At 36.7% G+C, this 25494-nt stretch carries 30 protein-coding genes, 1 pseudogene and 1 other annotated feature; of the genes and pseudogenes, 6 read left to right on the top strand and 25 right to left on the bottom strand.

What is annotated here, in order from left to right; translation table 11 throughout:
• Positions 1-42: 42 nt before the first annotated feature.
• From CAR_RS02630 to CAR_RS02620, 3 genes are all read left to right on the top strand, one after another.
• Positions 43-690 carry an amino acid ABC transporter permease gene (locus CAR_RS02630; RefSeq protein ID WP_013710182.1) on the top strand — a complete coding sequence of 216 codons (648 nt, stop codon included), beginning with the start codon at positions 43-45 and terminating at the stop codon, positions 688-690.
• A 43-nt stretch (positions 691-733) separates the two neighbouring features.
• A complete protein-coding gene (locus CAR_RS02625) occupies positions 734-1357 on the top strand; it encodes an amino acid ABC transporter permease (protein WP_041556787.1) in 624 nt (207 codons plus the stop codon).
• 107 nt (positions 1358-1464) lie between these two features.
• Positions 1465-1797, top strand: coding sequence for an MGMT family protein (locus CAR_RS02620; protein ID WP_041556103.1), 333 nt, complete (start codon positions 1465-1467; stop codon positions 1795-1797).
• Between the two features lie 3 nt (positions 1798-1800).
• Here the strand turns inward: CAR_RS02620 and CAR_RS02615 are convergent, their stop codons facing one another.
• The 7 genes from CAR_RS02615 to CAR_RS02585 form a co-directional block, all read right to left on the bottom strand.
• Entirely contained in the window at positions 1801-2259 is a 459-nt protein-coding gene (locus CAR_RS02615) for a GNAT family N-acetyltransferase (protein WP_052303129.1), read from the bottom strand.
• A 6-nt stretch (positions 2260-2265) separates the two neighbouring features.
• Positions 2266-2706 (bottom strand): VOC family protein, encoded by a 441-nt coding sequence (locus tag CAR_RS02610; protein WP_013710178.1) that lies wholly within the window; start codon positions 2704-2706, stop codon positions 2266-2268.
• Between the two features lie 85 nt (positions 2707-2791).
• Positions 2792-3601 carry an aldo/keto reductase family protein gene (locus CAR_RS02605; RefSeq protein ID WP_013710177.1) on the bottom strand — a complete coding sequence of 270 codons (810 nt, stop codon included), beginning with the start codon at positions 3599-3601 and terminating at the stop codon, positions 2792-2794.
• Positions 3602-3762: 161 nt separating this feature from the next.
• Complete coding sequence (locus CAR_RS02600; protein WP_013710176.1) at positions 3763-4329, bottom strand: hypothetical protein; 567 nt, start codon at positions 4327-4329, stop codon at positions 3763-3765.
• A gap of 190 nt (positions 4330-4519) precedes the next feature.
• Complete coding sequence (locus tag CAR_RS02595; protein ID WP_013710175.1) at positions 4520-4789, bottom strand: toxin-antitoxin system YwqK family antitoxin; 270 nt, start codon at positions 4787-4789, stop codon at positions 4520-4522.
• A 119-nt stretch (positions 4790-4908) separates the two neighbouring features.
• Positions 4909-5445 (bottom strand): DUF1697 domain-containing protein, encoded by a 537-nt coding sequence (locus CAR_RS02590; RefSeq protein ID WP_041556102.1) that lies wholly within the window; start codon positions 5443-5445, stop codon positions 4909-4911.
• 45 nt (positions 5446-5490) lie between these two features.
• Positions 5491-6411: an alpha/beta hydrolase gene (locus tag CAR_RS02585; protein WP_041556101.1), complete on the bottom strand. Its 921-nt coding sequence runs from the start codon at positions 6409-6411 to the stop codon at positions 5491-5493.
• Positions 6412-6601: 190 nt separating this feature from the next.
• On the opposite strand from CAR_RS02585, the gene CAR_RS02580 reads away from it, so the two are divergent.
• Positions 6602-7378, top strand: a complete 777-nt coding sequence (locus CAR_RS02580) for an ABC transporter ATP-binding protein (RefSeq protein ID WP_013710172.1) — start codon at positions 6602-6604, stop codon at positions 7376-7378.
• Positions 7379-7380: 2 nt separating this feature from the next.
• Positions 7381-9027: a hypothetical protein gene (locus CAR_RS02575; RefSeq protein WP_041556100.1), complete on the top strand. Its 1647-nt coding sequence runs from the start codon at positions 7381-7383 to the stop codon at positions 9025-9027.
• 112 nt (positions 9028-9139) lie between these two features.
• Here the strand turns inward: CAR_RS02575 and CAR_RS02570 are convergent, their stop codons facing one another.
• The 7 genes from CAR_RS02570 to CAR_RS13125 form a co-directional block, all read right to left on the bottom strand.
• Positions 9140-9718, bottom strand: a complete 579-nt coding sequence (locus CAR_RS02570; RefSeq protein ID WP_013710170.1) for a type 1 glutamine amidotransferase family protein — start codon at positions 9716-9718, stop codon at positions 9140-9142.
• A gap of 140 nt (positions 9719-9858) precedes the next feature.
• Entirely contained in the window at positions 9859-10263 is a 405-nt protein-coding gene (locus tag CAR_RS02565) for a DUF956 family protein (protein WP_013710169.1), read from the bottom strand.
• A gap of 151 nt (positions 10264-10414) precedes the next feature.
• Positions 10415-11326, bottom strand: a complete 912-nt coding sequence (locus CAR_RS02560) for a PTS system mannose/fructose/sorbose family transporter subunit IID (protein ID WP_013710168.1) — start codon at positions 11324-11326, stop codon at positions 10415-10417.
• Positions 11327-11347: 21 nt separating this feature from the next.
• The gene (locus CAR_RS02555) at positions 11348-12148 is read right to left on the bottom strand and encodes a PTS mannose/fructose/sorbose transporter subunit IIC (protein WP_013710167.1); all 801 of its coding nucleotides are present in this window, start codon (positions 12146-12148) and stop codon (positions 11348-11350) included.
• A 38-nt stretch (positions 12149-12186) separates the two neighbouring features.
• Positions 12187-13173: a mannose/fructose/sorbose PTS transporter subunit IIA gene (locus CAR_RS02550; RefSeq protein WP_013710166.1), complete on the bottom strand. Its 987-nt coding sequence runs from the start codon at positions 13171-13173 to the stop codon at positions 12187-12189.
• A gap of 485 nt (positions 13174-13658) precedes the next feature.
• Positions 13659-13811, bottom strand: a complete 153-nt coding sequence (locus CAR_RS13130) for a hypothetical protein (protein WP_158305240.1) — start codon at positions 13809-13811, stop codon at positions 13659-13661.
• Between the two features lie 39 nt (positions 13812-13850).
• On the bottom strand, positions 13851-14003 hold the full coding sequence (locus CAR_RS13125; RefSeq protein WP_158305239.1) for a hypothetical protein: 153 nt from the start codon (positions 14001-14003) through the stop codon (positions 13851-13853).
• A 31-nt stretch (positions 14004-14034) separates the two neighbouring features.
• Between CAR_RS13125 and CAR_RS02540 the strand changes: the two are divergent.
• A pseudogene (locus CAR_RS02540) lies at positions 14035-14706 on the top strand (bifunctional hydroxymethylpyrimidine kinase/phosphomethylpyrimidine kinase); the annotation flags it as partial.
• A 384-nt stretch (positions 14707-15090) separates the two neighbouring features.
• Here CAR_RS02540 and CAR_RS02535 read toward each other — a convergent pair.
• The 11 genes from CAR_RS02535 to CAR_RS02485 all read right to left on the bottom strand — a co-directional run bounded on the left by CAR_RS02535 (position 15091) and on the right by CAR_RS02485 (position 25481).
• Positions 15091-16737, bottom strand: coding sequence for a peptide ABC transporter substrate-binding protein (locus tag CAR_RS02535; RefSeq protein ID WP_013710164.1), 1647 nt, complete (start codon positions 16735-16737; stop codon positions 15091-15093).
• 62 nt (positions 16738-16799) lie between these two features.
• Positions 16800-17067, bottom strand: a binding site (T-box leader).
• Between the two features lie 165 nt (positions 17068-17232).
• The gene (locus CAR_RS12820; RefSeq protein ID WP_013710163.1) at positions 17233-17634 is read right to left on the bottom strand and encodes a thioredoxin family protein; all 402 of its coding nucleotides are present in this window, start codon (positions 17632-17634) and stop codon (positions 17233-17235) included.
• A 21-nt stretch (positions 17635-17655) separates the two neighbouring features.
• Complete coding sequence (locus CAR_RS02525) at positions 17656-18528, bottom strand: PhnE/PtxC family ABC transporter permease (RefSeq protein ID WP_013710162.1); 873 nt, start codon at positions 18526-18528, stop codon at positions 17656-17658.
• Entirely contained in the window at positions 18525-19316 is a 792-nt protein-coding gene (phnE, locus tag CAR_RS02520; RefSeq protein WP_013710161.1) for a phosphonate ABC transporter, permease protein PhnE, read from the bottom strand. Before phnE ends, CAR_RS02525 begins: the two co-directional genes overlap by 4 nt.
• A gap of 15 nt (positions 19317-19331) precedes the next feature.
• The gene (phnC, locus tag CAR_RS02515; RefSeq protein ID WP_013710160.1) at positions 19332-20105 is read right to left on the bottom strand and encodes a phosphonate ABC transporter ATP-binding protein; all 774 of its coding nucleotides are present in this window, start codon (positions 20103-20105) and stop codon (positions 19332-19334) included.
• Between the two features lie 28 nt (positions 20106-20133).
• Positions 20134-21192 (bottom strand): PhnD/SsuA/transferrin family substrate-binding protein, encoded by a 1059-nt coding sequence (locus CAR_RS02510; RefSeq protein WP_041556098.1) that lies wholly within the window; start codon positions 21190-21192, stop codon positions 20134-20136.
• A gap of 110 nt (positions 21193-21302) precedes the next feature.
• On the bottom strand, positions 21303-22115 hold the full coding sequence (locus CAR_RS02505) for a PHP domain-containing protein (protein ID WP_013710158.1): 813 nt from the start codon (positions 22113-22115) through the stop codon (positions 21303-21305).
• Positions 22116-22820: a phosphonate C-P lyase system protein PhnL gene (gene phnL / locus CAR_RS02500; protein WP_013710157.1), complete on the bottom strand. Its 705-nt coding sequence runs from the start codon at positions 22818-22820 to the stop codon at positions 22116-22118. It abuts the gene before it with no gap.
• A gap of 28 nt (positions 22821-22848) precedes the next feature.
• The gene (locus CAR_RS02495) at positions 22849-23472 is read right to left on the bottom strand and encodes a chloramphenicol acetyltransferase (protein ID WP_013710156.1); all 624 of its coding nucleotides are present in this window, start codon (positions 23470-23472) and stop codon (positions 22849-22851) included.
• Positions 23469-24647, bottom strand: a complete 1179-nt coding sequence (gene phnM, locus CAR_RS02490; RefSeq protein WP_013710155.1) for a phosphonate metabolism protein PhnM — start codon at positions 24645-24647, stop codon at positions 23469-23471. Before phnM ends, CAR_RS02495 begins: the two co-directional genes overlap by 4 nt.
• 57 nt (positions 24648-24704) lie before the next feature.
• Positions 24705-25481, bottom strand: coding sequence for an ATP-binding cassette domain-containing protein (locus CAR_RS02485; RefSeq protein ID WP_013710154.1), 777 nt, complete (start codon positions 25479-25481; stop codon positions 24705-24707).
• Positions 25482-25494: the final 13 nt, after the last annotated feature.

Here is a 25494-nt window from a genome sequence, read left to right as displayed (position 1 = left end):
CAATTCATTTACAACTAAGAAATAAAAAAGCGAGGTGCACCTATGCTAACGATCTTAACAACCTACCAAGATGTTTTAATTGATGGGTTTCTAAATACATTGTATTCCAGTATTATTGCCTTATTCTTCAGTTTAATCATCGGTACATTAATGGCTATCTCTCAGTTATCTAAAAAGAAATGGCTAAAAAGATTGGCAAATGCTTATGTAGAGTTCTTTAAGAATATTCCCCTTTTAATCATTGTGATGTTCTTTTATGTAGTAGTACCTTTATATTGGTTCTCTATTGATGGCTTTACAGCTGGTACAATTGGATTAACTATTTACACTTCTGCTTTTATTGCAGAAACGGTCCGTGCTGGAATTATGGGCGTACCTAAAGGTCAAACAGAAGCTGGACTTTCAACCGGATTGACCCAAAATGAAACGATGCGGTATATTATTTTACCACAAGCTTTCAAAATCGTGATCCCGCCTCTTGGGAATCAATTCATTAATTTGGTAAAAAACTCGTCTGTTCTTGCAATGGTTACTGGTCTTGATTTAATGTATCAAGGCGATTTAATTGCCAGTGAAACCTTTAATACGTTCGATACGTATATCTTAATCGGCTTAATCTATCTCATCATTACCTTACCTTTAACATACTTGATGAGTTATATTGAGCGTCGCTTAAATGTAACATCTTAAAAGGAGGAGAAATCATTTGACTATTATAGAAGCTTTTTCATGGATGAACATCCGCTTCTTACTGGATGGACTTCTCGTTACAGTAGAAGTGGCCGTACTTTCAATTGTCTTTAGCTTTATTATCGGAGCTATTTTAGGATTGCTTCGGTACATGAAAATTCCCGTTTTTTCAAAAATCGTTGGAGGCATTGTTGATCTGATTCGTAACTTGCCTTTATTACTGATCATCTTTTTTACTTATTTTGCTTTACCGCAAATCGGCATTCGTTTAGACATCTTTTGGTCAGCAGTAGCTGCAATGACAATTTTTGAATCTGCTATGCTGTCAGAAATTATGCGAGCAGGCTTAAACTCTGTTCCTTCTGGACAAATGGAAGCTGGACGTTCTACCGGATTAACCTATCTTCAAACGCTATGGATAATCATTATTCCACAAGCTTTTAAAGCGATGGTTCCTCCAATCGTCAGCCAACTAGTATCTTTGATCAAAGATACTTCATTAGCTACCATCATTTCCTTACCAGAATTAACTCATAATGCTCGAATCATTTATGGCCAAAACACGACTTATGTGATTCCGATGTTTATTGCCTTAGCATTCTTCTACTTTATTATTTGTTACGCATTATCAAAAGTTGCTAAACGCTTTGAAACAAAATTGTCTTAATCAAAAATAGCTGTTCACTAAAACTAATTTTAGTGAACAGCTATTTTTTTTCCTTCATTTCGGTTACGATAGAAAAAGATGTTGAAGAAACGAGAAAGGATCTTACTATGACTCCCTTTACTGAACGTGTAATCCGTATTATCCAGTCTATTCCAAGCGGAAAAATTATGACTTACGGGCAAATTGCAGCCCTTGCTGGAAACGCTCGAGGTGCAAGACAAGTCGTCCGTATTCTCCATTCTATGAGCCAAAAGTATGATCTGCCTTGGCATCGTATCATTAATGCTAAAGGTGAAGTAGCTATCAAAGATGCTGAAGGAGCCTTTACTCAAAAAGATCGTTTACTTTCAGAAGGCATTACCTTGACACATTCCGGAAAAGTAGATTTAGTGGTTTACCGTTACCATCCCACGACTGAATTAATAGTTGAGGATCAATAAAAGTTACTGCGGAATATTTTTATACAAAAATACATTAGCTTCCGAGATATTAAAATTCATTTTTTGATAAAAATGATAAGCTGGTACATTTTTATCCGTTACTAACGTGATTGCCTCTAATTCTTTTTTCTGACAGTATTGTTCTAGATGCATCATTATTTCTTTTCCCACACCTTTTTGTTGATACTGTGGATGAACGTAAAATTCATCCACATAAACTTCATCTCCAGACCAAAATGTTCGTTCAACTCCGAATAATGCACCAACAATGGAAGACTTATCCACATAAACAAAGCCAAATGACCGTTTTCGGTGTATAAACTCTTGCAGATGGCTTTTAGCGGTATTTTTTGTCCACTTTTCATCCCATGGTTTGCTGTTATACACAGTTATCAACAGTTCTGCACACAAATCTAAATCAAACTCCGTCAATTCTCGAATTTCCCTATTTTTCTCTTTCAAAAAAACCTAACCTTCTTCCATTATCAGCATATCATTCTCATCAAATTTCCAACTAGCACTATATGCTACTTCCCAATGATAGCCATCTAAATCTTGAAAATACCCACTATATCCGCCCCAACTAACTTTCTCAGGTTCTTTAACGATCGTTCCACCACTTTGTTTTACAAGAGTAACCATCTCGTCTACTTCCTTTTCTGACTTTAGGTTGCAGGCTAGTGTAATCCCATTAAATCCCCTTTCTGGAATTGTTGGCGGAACCCCTTTGTTGATATCTTTTGCTAATTCTTCAATTGGAAATAGCTCTAATTTGCTGCCTTGATTATTGAAAAATACGATAGCGGGCTCTTCTACTTTTTCATAGGTTTTAAAACCTATATGTTTATAAAAGTTTAAAGCAGCTTTCATATCTCTTACTCCTAGACAAATTAAATTAATGCGATTCATCTTAACTCCTCCTATTAGCTTAATTTTTGTTTTATTGAGAGTGAAAAAGCTTATTTAAGTCTTGTAACTTAAATAAGCTCATAAGTTATAGTGTTTCAATTAAAAATTGATCTTCTTTGGTTAATTCAAAATCAAATAACTCTAAATTAGCTACTTGATGCTCTTTATTGTGTGATTTAGGGATAACCACAACCCCTCTTTGGATTTGGTAACGCAATAAAACTTGTCCCCAATTTTTCCCATAATTTTCAGCAATTTTATTTAATGTTTCTATTTGTTCTTGAGTAACTTTGCTTAATGGTCCCCAAGCTTCTGGTACAATATTATTACTAGTTAAATAGTCAATCAATTCATGATTCCATGTATGTGGATTAGATTCAATTTGATTCACTACTGGTTGAATCCGAGCAAAGTTACGCACCGTTTCCAACATATCAATGGTGAAATTGGATACTCCAATTGATTTGATTTTCCCGTTATCCACAAATGACTCAAGAACTTCCCAGGTTTGTTGCAATTTTTCATCATCTTCAATCGGATGATGAATTAAATACAAATCAATATAATCCGTTTGTAAATTTTTCAAACTGTTTAGTATAGTTTGATTAATCAATTTTTTTGAACCAATATACGCTTCATCTGAAGGAATCTTTGTGGTGATAAAAAATTCGCCACGTGGAATGCCGCTTTCAAAAATAGTAGCTCCGACCCCTTCTTCATTTCGATAAGAAATTGCTGTATCGATCAACCGATAACCAGCTTGTATTGCAGACTTTAATGAACTAAAATCGTTAGTCAAAGCTCCATTGTATTGATTGCCTTCTTTGCCATAAGTATTCGTTCCTGTTCCAACTACTGGTATATCTACTCCATTCGCTAACGTGATCATTTGCATTGAATCACTCCCTTAAAAGAATATCTACAATATCAATAATAATGATTCTATTGATATTTAGTCAAGTTTAGACCCTTTTTACTTAATGATTTCAGTACTCAAACAAAAAAACATCTTGCCTTTAAGTAGCTAAAGGCAAGATGTTTTTAAAATTCAGTTTATTATTCAGCTACAGTTGTTTCTCCAGTTACAGTGCCTGCATCTAATACTGCAGAATCCATTAATTCTTGAGTAGCAAATGTAAGATTTCCTTCAATAGTTGCATCAGCAAGTTCGAATCCTTCAGCTTCTACTACAACATCTCCAACAAATGTTCCGTTTTGGATTTTAAAGTTTGGTGTTTCAACAGTCATTGTTGGTGCTGTTAAAGTAAATTCGTCTGTAACATTATGATCTTCATCTTGTGCATACAAAGCTAATTTACGGTAAACATCTCCACTTTCTTCCCCTTTATCATAGAAAGTCCCTGCTACAACGATGTCATCATTTACTGTTACATCATCTGTAATAGCATAGATCCAAGTTCCGTCTTCGCTAAGTCCAGCTAAAACGTCTGCTGGATCATTGCTGATTGAAGCAGTTGTAACAACTTCTGTACTTTCTACAGCTGAAGAAGCTGTTGATTCTTTTTCTGCTGTATCTTCGTTGTTTCCACAACCTGCTGCAAAAATAATAAGTGATGCACAAGCCCCTAAAAATAATGCTCTTTTTTTGTTTGTTTTAATCATAATGTATCCTTACCTCCAATTTTTTTATGCGTTTCCAAAGCTATCAATACCATTATATTAAGAAGAATTGATCCGCCTTAACAACTACAAATATAGTGTACAACATCTTTGTGAATTATTCAACTTGTATTTGTTATTTAAAAAGTTTTTTTTTATTTTGTGACAAAAAATAGTATTTTAAGTAAATAAATCACTGTCTCTTTTCTTTTCCCTTATCAAATTGTGCTTCTTTTTCAACCTGTCCATCTTGATAAAAACGAATCCATTCACCATTTTTCATATCATTCTCTAAGTATCCAACCTGCCACAGTTCTCCGCTTTTACGGTAAAATTTCCAGTCTCCTTGCATCTTTCCATCAAAAGGACCTATTGCTTTTATTTTTCCATTTTCAAAATAATGTGTTCGTATTCCATCTTTAACCACTTGTTTAATTTGTCCATTTTTATAATATTCTTCCACATAAAACCTCCTAGTGATTATTTACACAAAACACAAGATTTATTACTGTATCAAAATACTAAAGCGTTTACTATTTTAATCTTATCTTTTATAATTCAAACTGGCAACCATATACACTTTTATAAAAAGGTACTTAATTTAAGTGTTGTATTCCGGTTCCTGATAGTTACTTGTTTATATAAAGGATTACCAATTAATTTTGAATAATAAGTCTTACTATAATTCTCCTTGAAAGAAGACGACCAAAAAATAGCTAGTTCCCCAATATAGATTTTTTCGTAGTTCTCATTAATCATCGATGAAAGTTTAGAAATCCCCTTCTTGTCAACTGAAGGCAATAAAAACAGAGCATTATGCTTGTAAAGCTCATTCTCTCCCCACCACGAAGGAATACTAGCGAGTTCTTTTTGGTATTTATCAGCAGAAATGATCACGACTTCAATTGGGAAAGAAAAGTGATCCGATAAGATTTTTTGACATTTTTCTAAAACAACCTGTTCACTGTCTTTTTCACTTTCAACAATTAAATTGCCGCTATTAATATGAGATCTGGCATTTACAAATCCAGCGTTGGTTAGATGCTGTTTTAACTCGCTCATTGGAACTCGATTTTTCCCTCCAACATTGACTCCTCGTAATAAGATAATAAATTGCATACGACCAAACCCCTTTATCCGTTTAGTTGACATACCTAAATATACTTATGGAGTACTCCATATAAAGTCAGCAACCAACTTATCTACTTGCGTATTTTCATGTAGTTGACTATGAGAAGCCTGTGATCCATTAACGGTTTCCTCACGATAATTCATTTCATTTTTTTGCATTAAATGACCAATCGATAATCCGCTTCTAATCGAAACTGTTCCATCTCCTTCTGACCCATCTTCCAGATCCCCAACGATGTTCAACATTTTAGTAATTCTAGGGTATTGTTTGATTCTTGTAGTAAAATCGCTATACCGTTCGCTGCTTACTAAAGGACCATTTTGATTTAAATCATTTAAAGATTGCTCCTCATTACCTGATACAAAGTCATTGAATGGAGCACCTATCGCTACGAAGTTATTTACTATCGGCAATGTTTTATCGTTTCCATATGTGACTAGATAGCGTAAACTACTTACTCCACCCATAGAGTGCCCGATTAAGTTAACTTCATTAATTTGATAGACTGTCTTTAAATAGGTTAAAACAGCTTTGATCCACTCTGCTTGATTCCATTCATTGTTCTTATTATCTGCAAACAACACTTGGATCATTGGATTGTTTGATTTATTTTGCCATTCACCGATTTCAGAAATAATGCCATCCGGCTGAACAGTTATCGTTAATACATTCCCCCCCCAACTATTCGCTTCAAATCGAGATAGCATTCCATTAAAACTGCCTGCTGTTCCTCCATACCCATGGATAAAAAGCGTCGGGACTGCCGTTTGATTGGTCGTTAATGGATCCGAAGAATCAATGTTGGAACTCATTTTTTCGCTTGCATTGGTTGACTGCTCCTCATTAGTTGTTTGGTTTTCATTAACCGATTCAGTGATTTCCCGGTTTCCACAACCCATGATTACAAAGCTGAACAAGATGACCATGAAAGGAAAACAAACCTTCTTTCGCATACATTACCACTCCCAACTACTTATAACTATAATAAACCATATTGTTATGTATAAAGCAAAAATCATTTTTTATTTCTAAGAAAATAATTTCTTTTTCATGTAGTTCATTTTACTTTAAGCTTTTGTTATAATAAAAAAAACATGTTATATAATTAGCAGAATGAATGATAAACATAAGGAGAATGCCTAAATGATAGAATTCAAAACTGTTTCAAAATCTTATAATAGTAAACAAGCGTTAAAAGAAGTCTCTTTCACTATCCGTTCAGGAGAAATTTTTGGTTTAATCGGACATAACGGTGCTGGAAAATCGACCGCCATCAAATCGTTAGTTAGTATCATTGAACCAAGCAAAGGCGAAATTTTAGTGGATGGAGAAAATATTGCAACTAACCGTCTTGCTATCAAAAAGAAAATCGGTTACGTTCCTGACTCTCCTGATATGTTCTTACGTTTATCAGCTATGGAATATTGGGATTTGATTGCTGTCGCTTATGAAATACCCGAAGAAGAAAAAGACAAACAACTATTAAAGCTAATGAACTTATTCGATATGATAGAAAATCAAGCTAGTATTATTAGTTCTTTTTCACATGGGATGCGTCAAAAAACCTTTGTTATAGGTGCCTTACTATCAGAACCAGAAATATGGGTTTTGGACGAGCCCATGACGGGATTAGATCCACAAGCAGCCTATGATTTGAAAGAATTAATGAGGCAACATGCAGCAAAAGGGAATACTGTGCTGTTCTCCACTCATGTATTAGAGGTAGCACAGCAACTTTGCGACCACATTGCGATCCTCAAGAACGGTGAAATCTTGTATGATGGGACGGTTGAAGAACTACAAGCGGAAAATGAAGATCAATCACTGGAGACGATTTATTTAAAAATGGCCGGAAGAACTCCAGTGGAAGAACAAACTAGCAGTAAGGTTGATCTGGCTTCTCCAGAAAGGAGAGGATGACCATGCGGCTGCAACATATCAAACAGCTGGCTAAAGTAAATCTGATTTCTGCTAATCCTCATCTAATCGAGAAAAAAAGGAGCGAAGAAGCAAAAACAAGAACGGCATCTTCGTTTCCGCCATATATGTCTGTTCTTTTGCAAAGTGGTCTTATGTTGTTGGTATTTTTTCTATTGTATAGTTTTATGTTTTTTTTCATAGACTTTACTCAGTATCCTGGCATGTTTACTACTTATATCGTTATGTTCATTATCATGGCTGTTCTGCAAGGATTCTATTTAGTTTATAATTTATTCTATGAGTCAAAAGATCTCATTCACTATCTTCCTTTGCCTTTCAAATGGAGTGAAGTTTTCACAGCCAAGTTGGCTGTCCTTGCACTAATGATATTGCCGTACTTGATTCCAATCTTATCTTTATTTATTCTGTTAGGACAGGATGCTGGACAGTCTATCCTTATTTCTATTATAGTTTCGTTGTTTTTATTTCTTTTACTGATGATGGTGGTCTTTTTCTTTTCTGTGGTTTTGGTTCATTTGATTACCAAACTGGCATTTTTCAAAAAAAATAAACAAGCCGTCACAACGACTCTTTATACTTTGTCCAGTTTAGGAATGACGGCTGTCATCCTTTTTATCTCTTCCATGGACCAAGAAGCTGACATTCCCTATGGGCAAGTCTTACCTGACTATCAAGTGATTCCTTTTGTTCAATCCTTCCACCAGGTCCTATTAAAGCCACTCAGTTTGAATGCTTGGTTTGGTATCTCTTTATGGATTGTACTACTAGCTATTTTGGCGTTAATCGTGTTCAAATGGGCAGTGCCCGGATTTTATCGGGAAGAAGAATTAGATGTAAGAGATAGACAAAAAAAGACAAAAAACCCAAAAAAAGACGACTCAACTGCTTTAGAGAAACCTTCCGTTTCTGTTAATCGAACCTTATGGAAATATAACTTTGGTCTTATTCAAGATGGTACACTTATCATGCAACATTTGAGTTCAAGTATTGTTTTTCCTGTCATTATATTATTAGGTCCAATTTTTACGAATGGGATTTATTTAGGAGGTATGACCTTACACTATTGGTCTTTGTTTTTCTTTGCTGGATTCGCGTATGCTTTCCTTACATTGAGTGCGACCTCAATTGTTGGTGTTATTATCTCACTAGATAGAGAAAACTTTATGTACCTAAAGTCCTTACCTTTTTCGATGAAAAACTACCTAAAGCAGAAATTTCTATTCGCTTTTATAGCGGAAGCTCTGCTCCCACTTATTCTAGGTATAGCCTTTATTTTTATTGCAAAACTACCTTTATTATTGGGAGTTCTATTCTTAGCTGGAATTATCATCGGGATTTTCGTACTATGTCACTATTACTTTGCCCGTGATTTCCGTCTATTATATTTGGAATGGCAGAATCTTACAGAGTTATTCAACAGAGGAGGAGCATTCATTCAATTTGTTAGTATTTTTAGCTCACTCATTATTGGGCTATTATCAATTCTTCTTATTGGCTTCTTATTGAATAACTTAACTCCTATCTGGCAAACAATCGTATCTGTGCTAACAGCTGCTATCCCAATTATGGCATGTATTGGTACTGTGAAATGGTACAACGAGCGCTTCTGGTCTCGTTTAAGTGACTAGCTTAGGATGATACAATAAATTTAAATAAGAATTAGAAAAAACGGATGGTCGCGTTTAAGCAACCACCCGTTTTTACTATTTAAAACAAAATCTATTTCTTTGAAACCCTTTTCTATCTTACAAATCCATTTTTAAAATTATCGTACCAAGCTTCTAGCTCTTTTGGTTCATCAATTTCTAACAATTTATATATTTCATAGGCAAACTCGACTGCGGCTGTTTCATTAGCGGTGATGATATTTTTATCTCGAATCGCCTGTGCTTCCAGAAAATTCGTTGCTCCATTATATTCATCTTGCGCTTCAAAAAACTCAAAACTGTCACCAGTATGTTTAACTTGATCCAGTAAACCATGACTGCCAAGAAAAATAGTCGCTCCACAAATAGCTGCTATCGGTATGTTTTGGTCAAGAACGTGTTTAATAAAACGAGCAATTTCTTCATATCGATTATCCTGCCATGAAAATCCACCTGGTAAGATGACTAAAGCCAAATTGCTAAGGTCGGTATACTCTTCAATCAAAAAGTCGATTTCAGCGCGTAAGCCGCCAATAGAAGACTTTGATTCTTTATCTAAAGCAATAGTCTTTACTGAATAGTGTGGAACAGAGTTTACTTCAGCAATAGCATACGAAGCTTCCCAATCCGCCCACTTATCAGTCAATAAAAGCAATACATCCTTTTCTACCATTCGAATTCCTACCTTCTTTATTATTTACTACATTTCCCCATATTTTTTTGCTTAGTATAACATATACACAAAAAAACCTAGAACAAATCTGTTCTAGGCAGGAATTGTTAATGAACAAGAAAAAGCACACTAAGATTTTATTATTTCTTTTTCTTAGTTTTTTTTATCTTCGTTTTCTTTTTCCCAATTGATTTAAACGCACGTTTTATAACCTCAAAGAAGCTTAAGGAATGGACCATATGACTTGGATCTACATATACTTGGATAGCTCGAAGAACTTTCTTAGGATCCTTAGATGAAAAGGTAAATGTCCCAGATCTTTTTGTTTCGACAGCATAACGTGGTATCCATTTTCCTTTAAACATTACTGAAGCAATGATATTCTCTACTTCTTCCCATGGAATTTGAACAAATTTACGTTTGTCTCGAGAATTAAAGAACTCAAACCCTTTATCACCAATCATTATTTTTCCATAATCCGTTAATCCTGTAAAAGCAGTGGCATCTATTACTAAATCTACTTTTGTATTAATTGATTCAACCATTCTATCTGCTCCATTTCATTTATCATCTTTTCATCATTATACGTTGTTTTAAGTGCTTAGAGCAATAAAAAAAGTGACTGAGATGATCCCAGCCACTTTTTTTTGCGAATTAGTAGTGATTCAGAGATTTTAACCGACTTTTTAGTTGATCTTATAAAAGTCCGATTAAATGTCCACCGATTCCGACTACGAATAAGCCAAGAATAATAACGATTGGACTAACTTTTTTCTTAAGCAACCACATACAGAACATTGTTAAAGCCAATGCAGCTAACCCTGGAATCAATTGATCCAAGTTGTTTTGTAAAGTTGTTACTTTTGTAGGTGAAAGCGCCAATCCTGAGTTGACTTGTTCAAAGGCTTGACGAATTCCTTCTCCACCATTAGGAAGTTCATCCCATTTGATGTATGCTCCTTCATCTAATTGAACTCTGGAAACAACCGGTTGGAAACTAATTGATACCCACCGCTGTACTAAAGCAGCCAGTACGAACATACCTAGAATTGATGCACCTTTTGTAATATCTTGTAATAACCCACCTGAAAGGTCTTCTGTGATTTTAGAACCGGCTTTATAACCGAATTCTTGTGTATACCACATGAATCCCCAACGAATTAAGTTCCAAGCTACGAAGAAAATGATTGGTCCAAGGATACTTCCACCCATTGCTAATGATGCTCCAAGAGCACCTAACATCGGACGTACAGTAAACCAGAACACAGGGTCACCAACACCGGCCAAAGGACCCATCATACCAACCTTTACTCCTTGAATTGCTACATCATCAACTGGAGCTCCGTTTGCACGTTCTTCTTCAAGAGCTAAAGTAACTCCAAGAATTGGTGAAGCAATGTATGGGTGAGTATTAAAGAATTCTAAATGACGTTTTAACGCTAATGAGCGTTCCTCTTTAGTAGTGTATAATTTTTTAATTGCTGGAATCATTGCATAAGCCCAACCACCATTTTGCATACGTTCGTAGTTCCAAGAACCTTGAATGAACGTAGAGCGCCATGCTACGGCTAAGCGATCTTTTTTAGTTAACTGAATTTTTTCTGCCATGTCTCTTCTCCTCCTTCAGGATTAATAATCGTTTAAGATATCGCCAAGCGGGTCACCAGAGTTACTTCCGCCACCATTTGAAGAACCACCCATTTTAGAAAGGTTCAAGTAAATAAGAGCTAAAGCTACGCCTAATGCTCCAAGAGCAATAAGAGTTAATTGAGAAATTGCTGCTACTACGAAACCGATAATGAAGAACGGCCATACTTCTTTTGTCGCCATCATGTTGATAACTAATGCATAACCAACCGCAACGACCATTCCACCACCGATTGCCATACCGTCAGTTAACCAAGCTGGCATAGATTCTAAGAATGATTGAACCGTTTGTGCTGGGATGAATAAAAGAGCTGCTGCTGGAATTGCAATACGAACTCCTTGCATACATACTGCACCAATGTGTAACATTTCGATTTTTCTGAAATTACCATCTTCAGCTGCGCTGTCCATTAAATGTACGATAGGTACAGCTAATGTACGAACAACCATTGTTAAGAAAAGTCCTGCTACTGCAAGTGGAACCGCAACTGCGATCGCTGCTGGAACTCCAGCTGCTCCTTGTCCACCTAATACTAAAATAATTGCTGATGCAACTGATGCTAATGCAGCATCTGGTGCTACGGCTGCTCCAATGTTTGCCCAACCAAGAGCGATCATTTGAAGTGTTCCGCCAAGAATGATACATGCTGTTAAATTACCTGTTACTAAACCGATTAATGTACATGCCACTAATGGTTGATGAAATTGGAATTCGTCTAAGATTCCTTCGATACCGGCTAGAAATGCAACAAGAATTACTAGAATAATTGATATTATAGACATAATAGGCCTCCTATTTAATTTATTATTTTATTAGTTCATTATGCGCGTGCTAATTCATTTTTTGCTTTTTTAAGAATCTCGTTCATATTGCCACTTGAATCATTTGGTACTTTACGTACATCAAATTTAACGCCTTTTTCTTTCATTTCTTCAAAAGCTTCAACATCATCTTGTCCCATTGAAAGAACTTTACTTACAACCACTTTACCTACTGAATGCGCCATAGAACCAACGTTAACTTCTTTAATGTCTACGCCGCCGTCCATAACTCTAACAACATCTCTAGGGTTTTCAAATAATAATAATGCTTTTGTGCCTCCAAAACGAGGGTCTTTAGCAATTTCAATCATTTTACTGATTGGAACAACGTTAGCTTTAACTCCAGGTGGTGCTGCTTGTTCGATCAATTTCTTACGAAGCTCATCTTTAGCAACAACGTCTGAAACGATGATAATACGGTTTGGTAACACAGATTTTGTCCATGCTGTAGCTACTTGACCATGTAATAAACGAGAGTCTACACGTACTAGACCTAATTTGATTTTGCCATCGCCAACTACTGTTCCTGGTGGGATCGAACCTTGTACTGGTTCACCAGTTGCAACTGCAGTTGTTGATACAGGTTCCAACTCTTCAGGTCTGATTCTAACGCCCTCTTTTGCTGTTTCAATGATATGAGCTGCAATTTCTTGAGCTGAATTCATTGAAAGACGAGATGCGTAAGCTTCAATTACCATTGGTAAATTTAACCCAGAAACGATTGCCCACTTCTCTTTATGTTCTTCAAACAAAGTGTTTGCTTGATTAAATGGAGTTCCACCCCATAAATCAACTAAGAACAATACTTCATCTTGATCGTCAAACGAAGCGATTGCAGTTTTCATTTTTGCTTTAATGTCTTCTGGTCCTTCGCTTGGCATTAAGGTAATAGCTTTAACATTTTCTTGTTCTCCAAAAATCATTGCGCCAGATTGCAAGATGCCTTCAGCAAATTCGCCATGGCTTGCTAGTATAATTCCTACCATATTTCTACCTCCTAAATATTTTATTTCTATTTTCTGATGAGACGAAACTAACAGAATCACTTCTTCATCATGTTTTTTAGTTTTATCTCACTTAAAAACACAACTCTTAAAGCTACAACACCGCCACCTTTCAATATCCTCTTTATCTAAACTTAAACTGTTTAGATTTTTTTAACAAGTTTATTGATTTGTCCATCACTTACTATATGCAATTTCTGTGCCAACTTTAGTGTATTGCTTTACATCCCTGTAGACTAGAGCTATGCAGTGATACACAAAACAAATAATCGATACACTAATTAGTGTATCGATTATTTGTTTTGTACTCTCTTATTTTTAACTTTTAGTGTATTGTTTATATTTTCTTATAACTTTTCTATTTTTAGATTAAACACACTCTTACATAAATTATTTAAGAATACGAAACCTGTGCAAAGTAGTGCTGTTCCTTACTATAGAAAGCATTATTAAAAATTTGTCTTGTTCTAATAAGCTAATGCATATTGAGCATACAATTCTGCTCCGACTTTCAACGTTTCTTTGTCTACGTTGAAACATCCAGAATGATGAGGCCAACAAGTATCTTTTTTAGGGTTACCACTACCCACAGTTGCAAATGCTCCTTGGATTTTCATCATATAATGACCAAAGTCTTCCCCACCATACATACGAGCGATTTATTCAGCATAATGTTTTAAATATTCTTCTACTTTATCGCGTGTTCTAGTATCAAATATACGGACCGTTTCTTCTATATGACCATTTTCTGCAATAACATTAAAGCGAGTCCCAACTTCCATTTTCCCTAAAGTTACAACAGCTGGCTGCATAGGATCCACAACTCGAGAAACAATAGATTGAACATTTACAGGCAGCGATGCCAGCGGCGGTGCTGGACTAGCGGCAGACCTAAAAACCTTCTCAGAATATAGCACTTATGGCATGGTAGCTTTGACTACTATTGCTACCATGGATCCGGATAATGATTGGAAGCATAATGTTACTACTCTGCCAATTTCAGTTGTGGAAGAACAATTAAAAACTATTCTGGCAGGAGATACTAAAATTGCCGCTATGAAAACAAGTATGCTTGGTTCAGTGGAAATTGTTGAACTTGTAGACAACACAATTTCTGCTTATCACTTCCCTAAAGTTGTTATTGACCCTGTTCTAGCATGTAAAGGAGAAGACGAATTATTAAATCCCGAAACGGCAGAAGCCATTCAAAAATATCTATTGCCTCTTGCGGATGTGGCAACTCCAAATCTTATTGAAGCTGGTATCTTTTCAGGACTAGGAAAATTAACCACCCTTGAAACAAAAAAAATCCATCCTGCTTACAACCATGGAGCTGGGTGCACTTTTGCTGCTGCAATCACAGCTGGACTAGCAACTGGGCTATCCGAAAAAGAAGCTATCTTCAAGGCTAAGGACTTTGTTACCGCTGCTATTGAGCATGGCTTTCGTTTTAATGAATTTGTTGGACCTATTTTCCATGGTGCCTACAGATTGAAAGATTCAGAAACAATCTAAAGAAAGTACTGTCAAATGATTGCAATCAATTTAAGCGGCAAGTAAATTTGTTACTGTATAGTTGATACACTATTAAGAACACCTCTTACTAGTATATTTATCGTTTTTTTATCTTAAAGTAAAGAGTATGCTTTTTTGGACAACTAACAACTAAAACCCGCAGAATTGCATTTTCTATGCAATTCTGCGGGTTTTAATTATAAAGGAAGAGACTTATGTCCCAACCTAGCTTAATAACTAGTTTTCTATGGCTCTACCTTTCTCATTTTCTAAAAAATAGCAAAATTTGAGTTACAGCACCATCTTCTAATCCAAAATCTGTTTGAAGCACAAGTTTTTTTCATACTTCCTATCTTTGGTAATAGCCGATTAGTTTGCTTTTAATTACTCTGTAATCGTGCCATTTCTGAAGGTAAAGTCAGATCCCAATAGATGACTTTCCAATCCTTGGACTGTAGGGCGTTGCAAGTAGTTCGTTGTACGTTGATACAATGGTTGGAAAGCAGCAGTATCCATCAGAATTTTTTCTGCTTCCAAAAAATTGGCGTATCTTACTTTAGAATCATTAGCATACGTTGTCTTACTTTCATCTATTAAAGCTTGGTATTCATCATTTTGATAAGCACCATAGTTATAAGGACTATCTGTTTCCAATAAAACAAAGAAACCTGTTGGATCTAAATCACCAGCTATCCATCCGGCTATTGAAAAGTCATAATTGCCAGAAGTTCGTTCTGTTTTGGCAACGTTACTTGGTACACTCCTAATGGTGACTGTTACCCCTGGGAGATGTTCTTGAACTTCACTTTGGATATAGGTACCAACTTTCTTAGAAGTTGCATCATCGTTTGTCAATAATTCAAGTTCTACTATATTACCTAATTTATCTTGTGCCAGAGCCCATTCTGCTTTAGCTTTTTCAGCATCGTAATCATTAAAAGAGCCATTGTCTGTACGGAAATCTTCATTGGTCTCAGGATTGGTTAGTAATTTTTGTGGTATTAAACCTCCTAGAGGTTCTGATCCATCTTCAAGCACATTTTCCGTCAATTCTTTTCTATCAATAGATAAAGCAATTGCTTTTCTTAAATGTTCATTGTTTAATGGACTATTTTCTGCGGCATTGTAAGTTAAGTACTGTAGAGCCAATTCTTGTTTACGGACAAGATTTTCGTCATTCTCAAATTGTTTTGCGTAATCTCCTGTTAATGTAACAACATCCAACTCACCGGTTTCATAGAGGTTCAATCCGGTAGATACTTCTTTAACCACTGTAACATTCACTCTGTCCAAAGCAATTTGATCTTTGTCATAATAGGATTCGTTTCTTTCGTAAGCCCAGCTAGTAGCGCCATCTTTCCAATCAACTAACGTAAACGGTCCATTATAAATGATAGCATCCGTATCTTGTCCGTAATTGTCACCTTGCGATTCCACAAACTCCTCATTTTGTGGGAAGAACCACCCGATTGCTAATAGGCTCAAAAAATTAGGTCTGGGAACTTCTAATTCCACTTTTAATTCATAGTCTGACACTGCTGAAACGCCAAATTCACTCAGTTCTTTTTCTCCCTTAACAATTTCAGAACCATTTTTGATATTTTCAAATAAGTAAGCGTTCGGTGACAATGATTCTGGATTTACCATTTTCCCCCAGGCGTAAACAAAATCATTTGCAGTTACAGGTGTGCCATTAGACCATTTTGCATCTTCTCTTAACTTAAATGTATAAGTTAAGCCATCCTCACTGATAATGGCCGGTTCTGCTGCAAGAGCTAGTTCAAGCTCATCTTCAGCATTGAAACGGTACAATCCTTCAAATATTTGCTCGATAACGGTGAAGGTATTGCGATCAGTAGCCTGAGTGGTATCTAATGTCGTGATTTCAGCACTCACGCCAACGCCTGTTTCTTGTACAGTTTGTGTGGTTGCTGAAGTATCTGAGCCGTTATTTCCTTCTGCTTGTGTACCACATCCAATCAATAATCCTGTTGCCAATACAATGCTTATCCCCAATGTCCATTTCTTCATTACTATTCCCCCTTTTCATTTATACAACAAAAAAATGCCCGCCCAATCTTAGTCTTTCGACTAGAAAGGACGGACATTTAAATTCCGTGTTACCACCTTAGTTTATGAAAATATCGCTATTTCCACCTTATTCAGTACACAATCCCACAAATGAAAAATCGTAAACTGATGCATCAGATAACGGGTGCTTACCGTAACAGTCTAAAAGAAACTCTCACTCGACTGCTCGACTCAAAGGCCATTTTCCATCAGAACTATCATTACCCATTTCCATCATCCGGGCTTTCTAAAAATTATTTTCTGACTTACTTTCCTTATCAAAGTCTTTATTTCTATCATTAAAAATTCATTATTTCTTAATCTTAAACAAATAATAACAGATAGTTTATAAACCTGTCAATAGTCAAAATAAGTTTATTAGCCTTTTCATTTAGCTAGACATACAAAAAGCCTTTGATAATTCAATGCAAATCGAATCATCAAGGACCTCATTTTTTATTTAGCAGTCAATAGTGTTGTAATTGATTCTTGAGAATCTGTATGATCTACATAATCGACTACTTCACCCATTTCTAACTTAACTAATTTAGGAACGGTCACAACTTCATTCTCATCTAAGATGTCTTGAAAATCCTCAGATCCATTGTGTTCATCGGTGTCATAGTAATAAACGGTTGCACTCGTATCATTTATGGCGTTTTCCAAAAGTGGTTCGAAAGCTTTGCAATACTTACACGTTTCCCGACCAAAGTAAATATAGGCGGTATCTTGTTCCATCACTTCCTCGTAGTCATCAGTATTATTCACACTTTTATAACTATCACCAGATAAATAAGTTAAGCCAGACACAACAAGAAGTGCTCCAAATACAAGCAACCATTTCATGTATTTTTTCATTAATTGATTCTCCTTAAATGATTACTTCGTTACTAAACTTCTCTTAACTTTTACCGAAATAGCTTCCAACAAGACACAAGTAATGAGAATCAAGAATGTAATTGCTCCTACTTCATGCATGTTGTAATAGAAATTACCAGACATAAACAGATTAAAACCAATTCCTCCGGCTCCAGCAGCTGCTCCCATTCCCAAAGCTATGATGTAATTGATCTCAAGTCGCATGAATGTCCATGCACTTAACGAACGAATCGTACTTGGCAATACACCTTGAAAGATAATTTGCCACCAACTTGCTCCAGTTGCTTTCAACGCTTCAGTGACACCTTCATCCATGTCTTCAAATGTCTCAGAGAACATTTTTGTCAGGTACCCTAACGAGTGGAATGAGATACCGATTACTGCTGCGACACTTCCTAATCCAGCAACAATCGCAAAAATAAGAACCCACATTACGGTTGGAATGGACCGAATAAGGGCCACAAAGGTTTTAATAATAGTAGACGTTTTCCCCCCACCAAGATTCTTAGCGGCAAATAATCCTAAGAAAAACGACACAATAGCGGAAAATAAAGTAGTCAAGAAGGCAATCGCGAAAGTGATCAACACTTGGATCAATGCTTCACCAAGAGTTATCGTTGTCAGATCTGCCTCCAAGAAAATGATTTTCAAATTCGCAAAGGTCGTAGCGATTGCTTCGCTCCAATTGATGTTGCCGTAGTCAAAACTCATGAATGCGTAAATACTAGTGAGTACTAATAAAATTAATACAATCCAAACATTGCGCATCGGATGCATTTGGTTCTGTACTTTTTGAGTAGATGAATCTTTTGACTTAGCCTTTCTTTTTTCTTCTATATCTTTCAACGTTAGTGGCAGCTCTCGTTCACTCATAGAATAGACCTCCTTACTCTATTGGAAATACCTTCCAATACCAGTACGACTACCATGATGCATAAGACGACCAAGCTACACGAATGATAATCAAGATTCTTATAATAGAGATTGAAGATGTGTCCAATTCCTGATCCTGTAAGCATACCAATCAAGGTTGCACTACGAATATTATTTTCAATACTGTACAGTACCCAGGAAATAACCCCAGAAATGCTATTGGGAAAGATGGCTTGTCCGACGATCTGCCACCAGTTTGCACCAGTTGCGGTCAATGCTTCAACAGATTCACTGGATGTTTCATCAATTGTTTCAATAAAAGCACGATTCATCATTCCAAATGTTACAAAAAACAAAGCTAAAAATCCGGTCATAATGCTCATACCAAATGAGAAGAGAAAAATCATCGACCAAACGATATCTGGTACGTTTCGGAAAAAAGAGGCAAATAACTTAGATGCCCAAGAAAGAAAAGAGTTGAATTTCGTCGCTTCAGCCCCGAAAAGTGCGAAAATATAGGCAAAGAAACTAGCTGTTGTAGCAGAAGCAATGGCCATCAAAACAGTCTCAACTAATTTCTCTACAATATTGGGTAACTTCAGCCAAGCCTCAGCATTTGGATAGAAATTTTGAATGATCCACATTGCCGCATTGGGAAAGGCGAATAATGCTTCACTATAATTGAATTCCAGCAGGATAGTCGCACCAACAGCCAATAGTAAAAGGATCAAGAAAGTAATAGTTGTTTTCCATCCTCGTGGTTGTGGTCTTTTTGTTGTTAATTCCATCTAATCCTCCTTTTCTTAAACAGATATGTCTGTGATAAGTTCTCCTGCTTCACTACCGTAAATCTCGTGAACTTTTTCATGTGTTAATTGATCCGGTGTTCCATCGAAGACAACTTCGCCATTACTCATACCGATGATCCGTTTTGAATAAGCCATCGCAACATCTACTTGGTGAAGATTACAAATAACGGTGATTCCCATTGTCTCATTGATATTTTTTAAATATTCCATGATAACACGTGAAGAACTTGGATCTAGTGAAGCAATTGGTTCATCACACAGGATCATTTTAGGATTTTGAATCAAGGCGCGAGCAATACCGACCCGCTGTTTTTGCCCACCGGACAGTTGATCACAGCGCTGATGAATTTGATCTTCAAGTCCCAGTTTATCTAAGATGGTTATGGCTTTTTCTTTGTCTTCATTTGTAAAAATGCCAAACATTCCTTTTAACGTACCAGTATAACCAAGTCGTCCATGACTTGTATTATCTAAAACGCTTAATCGATTCACTAAGTTGTAATGCTGAAAGATCATCCCTATTTGTCTTCTTAATTCACGCAATTTTTTTTTGTTCAATTTTTCAGTATCGACACCATCGAACTTGATCATGCCATCGGACGGTTCAATCATACGGTTGATACAGCGAAGGAGAGTTGATTTCCCAGCGCCAGATTTCCCAATGATTGAAATAAATTCTCCCTTTTCAACTGAGAAGTCGACGTCAGACAATGCTTTCTTGCCTTTTACATACTCTTTAGATACATCAGTCAATTCTAGCAAGGTCATTTTTTTAACTCCTTTTCTGTTTCATTGTTTAGTTTTCTGATAATTCGCGGATTGGATCAAACCAAGCATCTTCTGCAGGGATGAATTGTGAGTCTCCTTCTTTTTCAAACAAAGCACTATCTTCAGATTCTGGATCTTTCCAGATTCCGGAATCATTATTCATTTCTTCACTTGTGAAGATTTCTTTCAATGCAGCTTGATCTTCTGGTGAAGTTACATCATTGTTGATTACCATTGGAGCGTTCAAAACAGGTGTAACAGCAATTGAGACAAATTTTTGGCCTGCTAATCCACTAAATGGATCTGCTGCATCTTCTCTTACTGCATACGTTGTTCCAACTTCATTTTGTTCTCCTTCAACCGGTTCTACATAATTCGCTACACAAGTGTCACAGAATGCTGCAACATCTGCGCGGTCACTTATTAAATTAACAGCTGAACCTTGGTGAGATCCTCCAAATAGAACTTCGCTGAAAAACTTATCTTCTCCACCTTCCATTAAAGCTTCTTGTGTCAGATTTTCATCTGGGAAAGCTTCAACGATACCCGACGTTGGCACAACAAATCCAGATGTCGATGAATTTGAGACAAATGAGAAACGTTTGTCTTTAATGTTTTCAATGGAATAGCCTCCATTGCCATCACTGTATTGATCTTCGTTGCCTTTTTTAACGTTGATCCAGCTGTAATAAATAGCATCTTCTAATGTTCCAGATTCACCAGATGGAACAACTAGTGGAAGAACATTTTCATTTTTTTCGTTAGCTTCTACGTAACCTTGAGCTCCCATAAAGGCTAAGTTCGCTTGTCCACTTGCGATAGCTTCAATTGCAATAGCATAATCCGTTGTCAATTGATGCTCCACTTCTTTGCCTGTTGCTTCTTCAATGTAATTGCCGATCACTTCACGGGATTTTTCCATATCGCTTCCTGATTCATTTGGGTACCATACCATCGTGAGTTTGTCTGAGTAGTCTTCAGTTGATGCTGTTCCTGAATCTGTTGTCGCTGAACCACTGTTTCCACATGCTGCTAATACTAATGCACTCATTGATAATACTGCGAATTTTGAAAATACGTTTTTCATGATAGCCTCCAAATTTTTATTGTTTTTTCTTACATAGTTAAACTTAGCATTTGAATGTAAATTACCCGTTAGTTTTTGTATAACTTCTTGTCAATAATAGGTTAAGGAGTTTACTTTAAATGAAGAAGACTTCTTTCTGGTGTTAAACATTGTCCGACAGTTATTGGAATCCAATAGTTCCCATGGTAATCGGATCCTCCGGTCAAAAACAAGTTGAATTCTTTAGCTATTTCGCGCACTTTTTTGTGATCTTCTTCAGTATGGTCTGGATGATAAATTTCAATTCCTGCCAAGCCATTTTCAACCAGTTTAGGCACAATATCATATGAATCAAGTTGTCCCGGGTGCGCAAGAACCGGGAATCCGCCATCTGCCTTGATCGCACGGACAGCCAAGATAGCATCAATATATTCAATATCTCCTGCACAGATGCCGTCTCTTTTAAAAAGCTTTTGGTAGAGTGTTTTATATTCAGCTGATTCATATGCCTCATTAGTCAATGATTCCATAATATGCTGCTTGTAAAGTGTCGAAAAATCATCCTTTGATTTTTTCAGCTTGCTGGTATGAACCTCATAGCCATTGTCAATAAGAGTCTCTAATTGTAGCCAAGAATGATTGTTTCTTCTTTCTAATAATTCATTGCATAATTCATTGATATGATGCGTGGGGTACCGATAGTTATACCCTAGAATATGCACTTTTCGACTACGTTTGAAATCATAAGAGGATATTTCAATACCTGGAACAACGGTTATTCCACGCTTTTCTCCAGCTTCTTTCGCTGCAGGGTAAGTAGCCGTTGTATCATGATCAACAAAACTAATCATCTCAATGCCATTTTGTTGCGCTAAATCTAAAACTGTTTCAATACTGTCATAACCATCCGAAAATTCACTATGAACATGTAAGTCTGCTTTCATTTAGTTCATCTCCATTCTCCGGTCTTGCATGTGGTAAGTGTAATCACACAAACCATCCATGAATTCTAAATCGTGAAAAATACCGATCATAGTCGTACCTTCATTTTTCAATTTTTGGATAACTTCACGAACTTTTTGCTTTGATTCGTTATCAAGACTGGCAGTTGGTTCATCCAAAAGCAGTAAACGTGGATTTTTCACTGTTGCTCGAGCGATGTTCAACCGTAATTTTTCACCACCAGAAAATGTGACTGGATAACTGTCCCAGAGTTCTTCAGCGATATCAAAATGCTGCAGTGCTTCTTTTGCACGTTTTGTTGCTGTCGCTTGGTCCACTCCTGTTTCTAAGAGACTCTGCTCGACTAATTCCAATGTAGTCGTTCGCGGCATAACACTTAAAAATTGAGAAACATAGCCAATTTCATTTTTACGCAATTGGATAATTTCACGTTCTGACGCTGATGCTAAATCAATTTTCCCGAAAGATTCTGAATCATAAAAGATCTGTCCGTTTTGAGGTAGATACGTTCTATAAATGCATTTGATGATAGTTGACTTACCACTTCCACTCTTACCGACAACTCCTACAAAACCTCCTTTTTCCAGGCTGAAAGAGATTCCTTCAACAGCAGTCATCGTCTTATCTAGATGATGTGTCGTAAAGGTTTTCTCCAATTGGTGTATTTCAATGATTTTATTGGTCATGGTCTTCCTCCTTCTTATCTTTGTTCAACTACTTTTTGTATTTTTCCACAAAATCTACAATTGGTTCTCTAAAATCCTCAAACCGTTCTTTGATCGCTTCCGGTGTCCAATCCCACCACTGAATATGTTCAAGTGCGTTGATTATTTCTGGTTCAAAACGGTATTTCACCACTTTTGCAGGAACGCCAACAGCAATTGCATAAGGAGGAATGTCTTTTGTTACAATCGCTCCAGCTCCAATGATTGCCCCGTTGCCAATCGTAACTTCTGGCATAATGATCGTGCCGTGACCGATCCAAGTGTCATGTCCAATTGTCGTAATACGGTCAGCTCGGCGTTCTAAAAAAGATTGTTCAGCACTTTCTGCAAAACCATACATTTCAGGCCGGTAAGTAAAGTGATGCAATGAAGCACGTTCATAAGGATGATCAGTTGGTCCAATACGGACAGCTGCAGCAATATTCGCAAACTTTCCAATTTGAGCATTTTGAACGAAACAAAACTGACCAGTATAAGAATAGTCGTCGAAATGACTATTTTCGATGGAATTTAGCTCTCCAATTTCATTAAAGATGCCAAATGTAACATTTTTCATTTTTGCTGTAGGATCAATTGTTGGTTCTTGGGTCAATCTTTTTTTGTTGGTAATCATTGGCGATACTCTGTTCTGTAGATGATTTTCCCATCAACCATAACGGATTTAATAGCGGGATAGTCATCTTTTACTTTAATCAGTAATAAATCAGCTTTTTTACCTTCTTTGATAGAGCCAATCTCATGATCCAACTTCACAGCTTTTGCTGGATTAATGGTCAACATGCGAAACATATCCACTAGGTTGACGCCATATTTTTGGTGCATGATAAAAATGGCATGAATCAAAGCTGATGGGTAGTAGTCGCTGCATAGAATCGAAATATATCCTTGTTGGATACCTTCTGCAGCACTGAGGTTTCCTGTATGCGAACCGCCTAATAAAATATTTGGTGCACCAGCGAGGGTCCATAAGCCTGCATTGTGAGCGGCAACTGCCACTTCCAATGTAGTTGGAAATTCACTGATTGTTGTACCTAGTCGTTGGACGATATCCAACTTTCCGATTGAATCATCATCGTGAGAAGCAACTGCTATACCATTTATTACGGCTACCTCAGCAATCTCAGCTATTTTATCAAAAGCAATCTTTTCTTTGCCCTGATGTTTCACAATGATGGTTTCTGCTTCTGCATCCGTCATATCTTGATAGCCAGCAATTGTTTTTTTGAATATTTCTAAATTGCGATACTGCCCTTGGCCAGGGGTATGATCCATGAAAGAAATGAGGTGAATCTTGCCATTTTTAATATGCTCTTTCACTTGTTCTACCATTTCAAAATTATCAATTTCAAAACGAGCATGGACACGATGACGGATAAGATGATCTTTACTATGTGTATCATTGATTGCTTCGATTAAACGGTTCGCGTGTTTGGGTTGGCGAATGAGTTTCGCTCCAAAATCTTCTCCTTTATATAAAGAAAGCGAATGGAACATCGTTGTTACTCCATGTGTAATTAGAATCCGTTCGCTTTCGCGCAACCCCATGTCGAAATCCATCATCGCAGTCGGACGAGGCGAGACGATCGTCTCAATATAATCAGAATGAATGTCCACGAACCCTGGTGCAATAAAGCCTCCATCTGCATCCAGAATATGATATTCCGGACCATAACTCTCTACTTCATCCATAGACATGATTTTTTTGATGGTATCTCCTTCAACCACGATTGCAGCGTCTTCCAATAATGACTCCTCTAATACGATTACTCCATTTATGATAATGAACATGACTTTCCCCCTGCTAGTTTTAATTGGTATTCAACTCCACTACACTTTTTTGACTATCTAAATTAATGAATAGACGAGTTGTTGCGTATAGGCATGCTGTGGGTCTTCCAAGATCTGATCTGTCAGCCCTTCTTCAATAATTTCACCATTGTACATCACGATGGTCCTATCAGAAAGCATGCGTATAACGGATAAATCATGCGAAACGACAATCATACTAATTTGCAGCTCTCGCTGAATGGTCTTGATCAAGTCTAAGACATCCGCTTGCACACTCAAATCGAGACCCGTCGTCACTTCATCTAACAACAATACTGGCGGATTGTTCGAAAGTGCTTTAGCAATTTGAACTCTTTGTTGCATACCACCCGAAAAATTTTCTGGGGCTTCTTTAGAACGAAATGTTGGAATATTTACTTTATTGAGCAACTCATGTCCTCTATCAAACATGGCTTCAACATTCCTGTGGTCTGCGGCAATCATTTTTTCAGCAATATTGGCAATGGAAGAAAATTCCATCCGCAACCCTAGAATCGGATTCTGATAGACCATTCCCAGCAACATATTGCGAATCCATTTTTGGTGTTGTAAAGATACTTCGAAGACATTTTGTGCGCCTTCTTTATAATCAGCCAATAGATATTCTCCACTTGTTACGTCCATATCAAAATGGAGCGACTTCATCAATGTTGATTTTCCAGATCCACTTTCGCCAACGATGCCGATGATTTCACCTTTATAAAGATCAAAAGAAATATCTCGACAAGCGTAGACGGTCCCGCAACTTGGACAATAGTTCATTTCAAGATTTTCAGGGTGTCCTTGACAAGTCATGCAGCCTTTACCG

The organism is Carnobacterium sp. 17-4 (assembly GCF_000195575.1).
Lineage (GTDB): Bacteria > Bacillota > Bacilli > Lactobacillales > Carnobacteriaceae > Carnobacterium_B.
Note: the sequence above shows the minus strand (reverse complement) of the source record. Positions and strands in the feature narration are given on the sequence as shown.

Coding starts and splice junctions, on each gene's coding strand:
- CAR_RS02630 (WP_013710182.1), top strand. CDS start 43: ATGCTAACGATCTTAACAACCTACCAAGATGTTTTAATTGATGGGTTT.
- CAR_RS02625 (WP_041556787.1), top strand. CDS start 734: ATGAACATCCGCTTCTTACTGGATGGACTTCTCGTTACAGTAGAAGTG.
- CAR_RS02620 (WP_041556103.1), top strand. CDS start 1,465: ATGACTCCCTTTACTGAACGTGTAATCCGTATTATCCAGTCTATTCCA.
- CAR_RS02610 (WP_013710178.1), bottom strand. CDS start 2,706: ATGAATCGCATTAATTTAATTTGTCTAGGAGTAAGAGATATGAAAGCT.
- CAR_RS02605 (WP_013710177.1), bottom strand. CDS start 3,601: ATGCAAATGATCACGTTAGCGAATGGAGTAGATATACCAGTAGTTGGA.
- CAR_RS02600 (WP_013710176.1), bottom strand. CDS start 4,329: ATGATTAAAACAAACAAAAAAAGAGCATTATTTTTAGGGGCTTGTGCA.
- CAR_RS02590 (WP_041556102.1), bottom strand. CDS start 5,445: ATGCAATTTATTATCTTATTACGAGGAGTCAATGTTGGAGGGAAAAAT.
- CAR_RS02585 (WP_041556101.1), bottom strand. CDS start 6,411: ATGCGAAAGAAGGTTTGTTTTCCTTTCATGGTCATCTTGTTCAGCTTT.
- CAR_RS02580 (WP_013710172.1), top strand. CDS start 6,602: ATGATAGAATTCAAAACTGTTTCAAAATCTTATAATAGTAAACAAGCG.
- CAR_RS02575 (WP_041556100.1), top strand. CDS start 7,381: ATGCGGCTGCAACATATCAAACAGCTGGCTAAAGTAAATCTGATTTCT.
- CAR_RS02570 (WP_013710170.1), bottom strand. CDS start 9,718: ATGGTAGAAAAGGATGTATTGCTTTTATTGACTGATAAGTGGGCGGAT.
- CAR_RS02565 (WP_013710169.1), bottom strand. CDS start 10,263: ATGGTTGAATCAATTAATACAAAAGTAGATTTAGTAATAGATGCCACT.
- CAR_RS02560 (WP_013710168.1), bottom strand. CDS start 11,326: ATGGCAGAAAAAATTCAGTTAACTAAAAAAGATCGCTTAGCCGTAGCA.
- CAR_RS02555 (WP_013710167.1), bottom strand. CDS start 12,148: ATGTCTATAATATCAATTATTCTAGTAATTCTTGTTGCATTTCTAGCC.
- CAR_RS02550 (WP_013710166.1), bottom strand. CDS start 13,173: ATGGTAGGAATTATACTAGCAAGCCATGGCGAATTTGCTGAAGGCATC.
- CAR_RS13130 (WP_158305240.1), bottom strand. CDS start 13,811: ATGATGAAAATCCAAGGAGCATTTGCAACTGTGGGTAGTGGTAACCCT.
- CAR_RS13125 (WP_158305239.1), bottom strand. CDS start 14,003: ATGCAGCCAGCTGTTGTAACTTTAGGGAAAATGGAAGTTGGGACTCGC.
- CAR_RS02535 (WP_013710164.1), bottom strand. CDS start 16,737: ATGAAGAAATGGACATTGGGGATAAGCATTGTATTGGCAACAGGATTA.
- CAR_RS12820 (WP_013710163.1), bottom strand. CDS start 17,634: ATGAAAAAATACATGAAATGGTTGCTTGTATTTGGAGCACTTCTTGTT.
- CAR_RS02525 (WP_013710162.1), bottom strand. CDS start 18,528: ATGAGTGAACGAGAGCTGCCACTAACGTTGAAAGATATAGAAGAAAAA.
- phnE (WP_013710161.1), bottom strand. CDS start 19,316: ATGGAATTAACAACAAAAAGACCACAACCACGAGGATGGAAAACAACT.
- phnC (WP_013710160.1), bottom strand. CDS start 20,105: ATGACCTTGCTAGAATTGACTGATGTATCTAAAGAGTATGTAAAAGGC.
- CAR_RS02510 (WP_041556098.1), bottom strand. CDS start 21,192: ATGAAAAACGTATTTTCAAAATTCGCAGTATTATCAATGAGTGCATTA.
- CAR_RS02505 (WP_013710158.1), bottom strand. CDS start 22,115: ATGAAAGCAGACTTACATGTTCATAGTGAATTTTCGGATGGTTATGAC.
- phnL (WP_013710157.1), bottom strand. CDS start 22,820: ATGACCAATAAAATCATTGAAATACACCAATTGGAGAAAACCTTTACG.
- CAR_RS02495 (WP_013710156.1), bottom strand. CDS start 23,472: ATGATTACCAACAAAAAAAGATTGACCCAAGAACCAACAATTGATCCT.
- phnM (WP_013710155.1), bottom strand. CDS start 24,647: ATGTTCATTATCATAAATGGAGTAATCGTATTAGAGGAGTCATTATTG.
- CAR_RS02485 (WP_013710154.1), bottom strand. CDS start 25,481: ATGACTTGTCAAGGACACCCTGAAAATCTTGAAATGAACTATTGTCCA.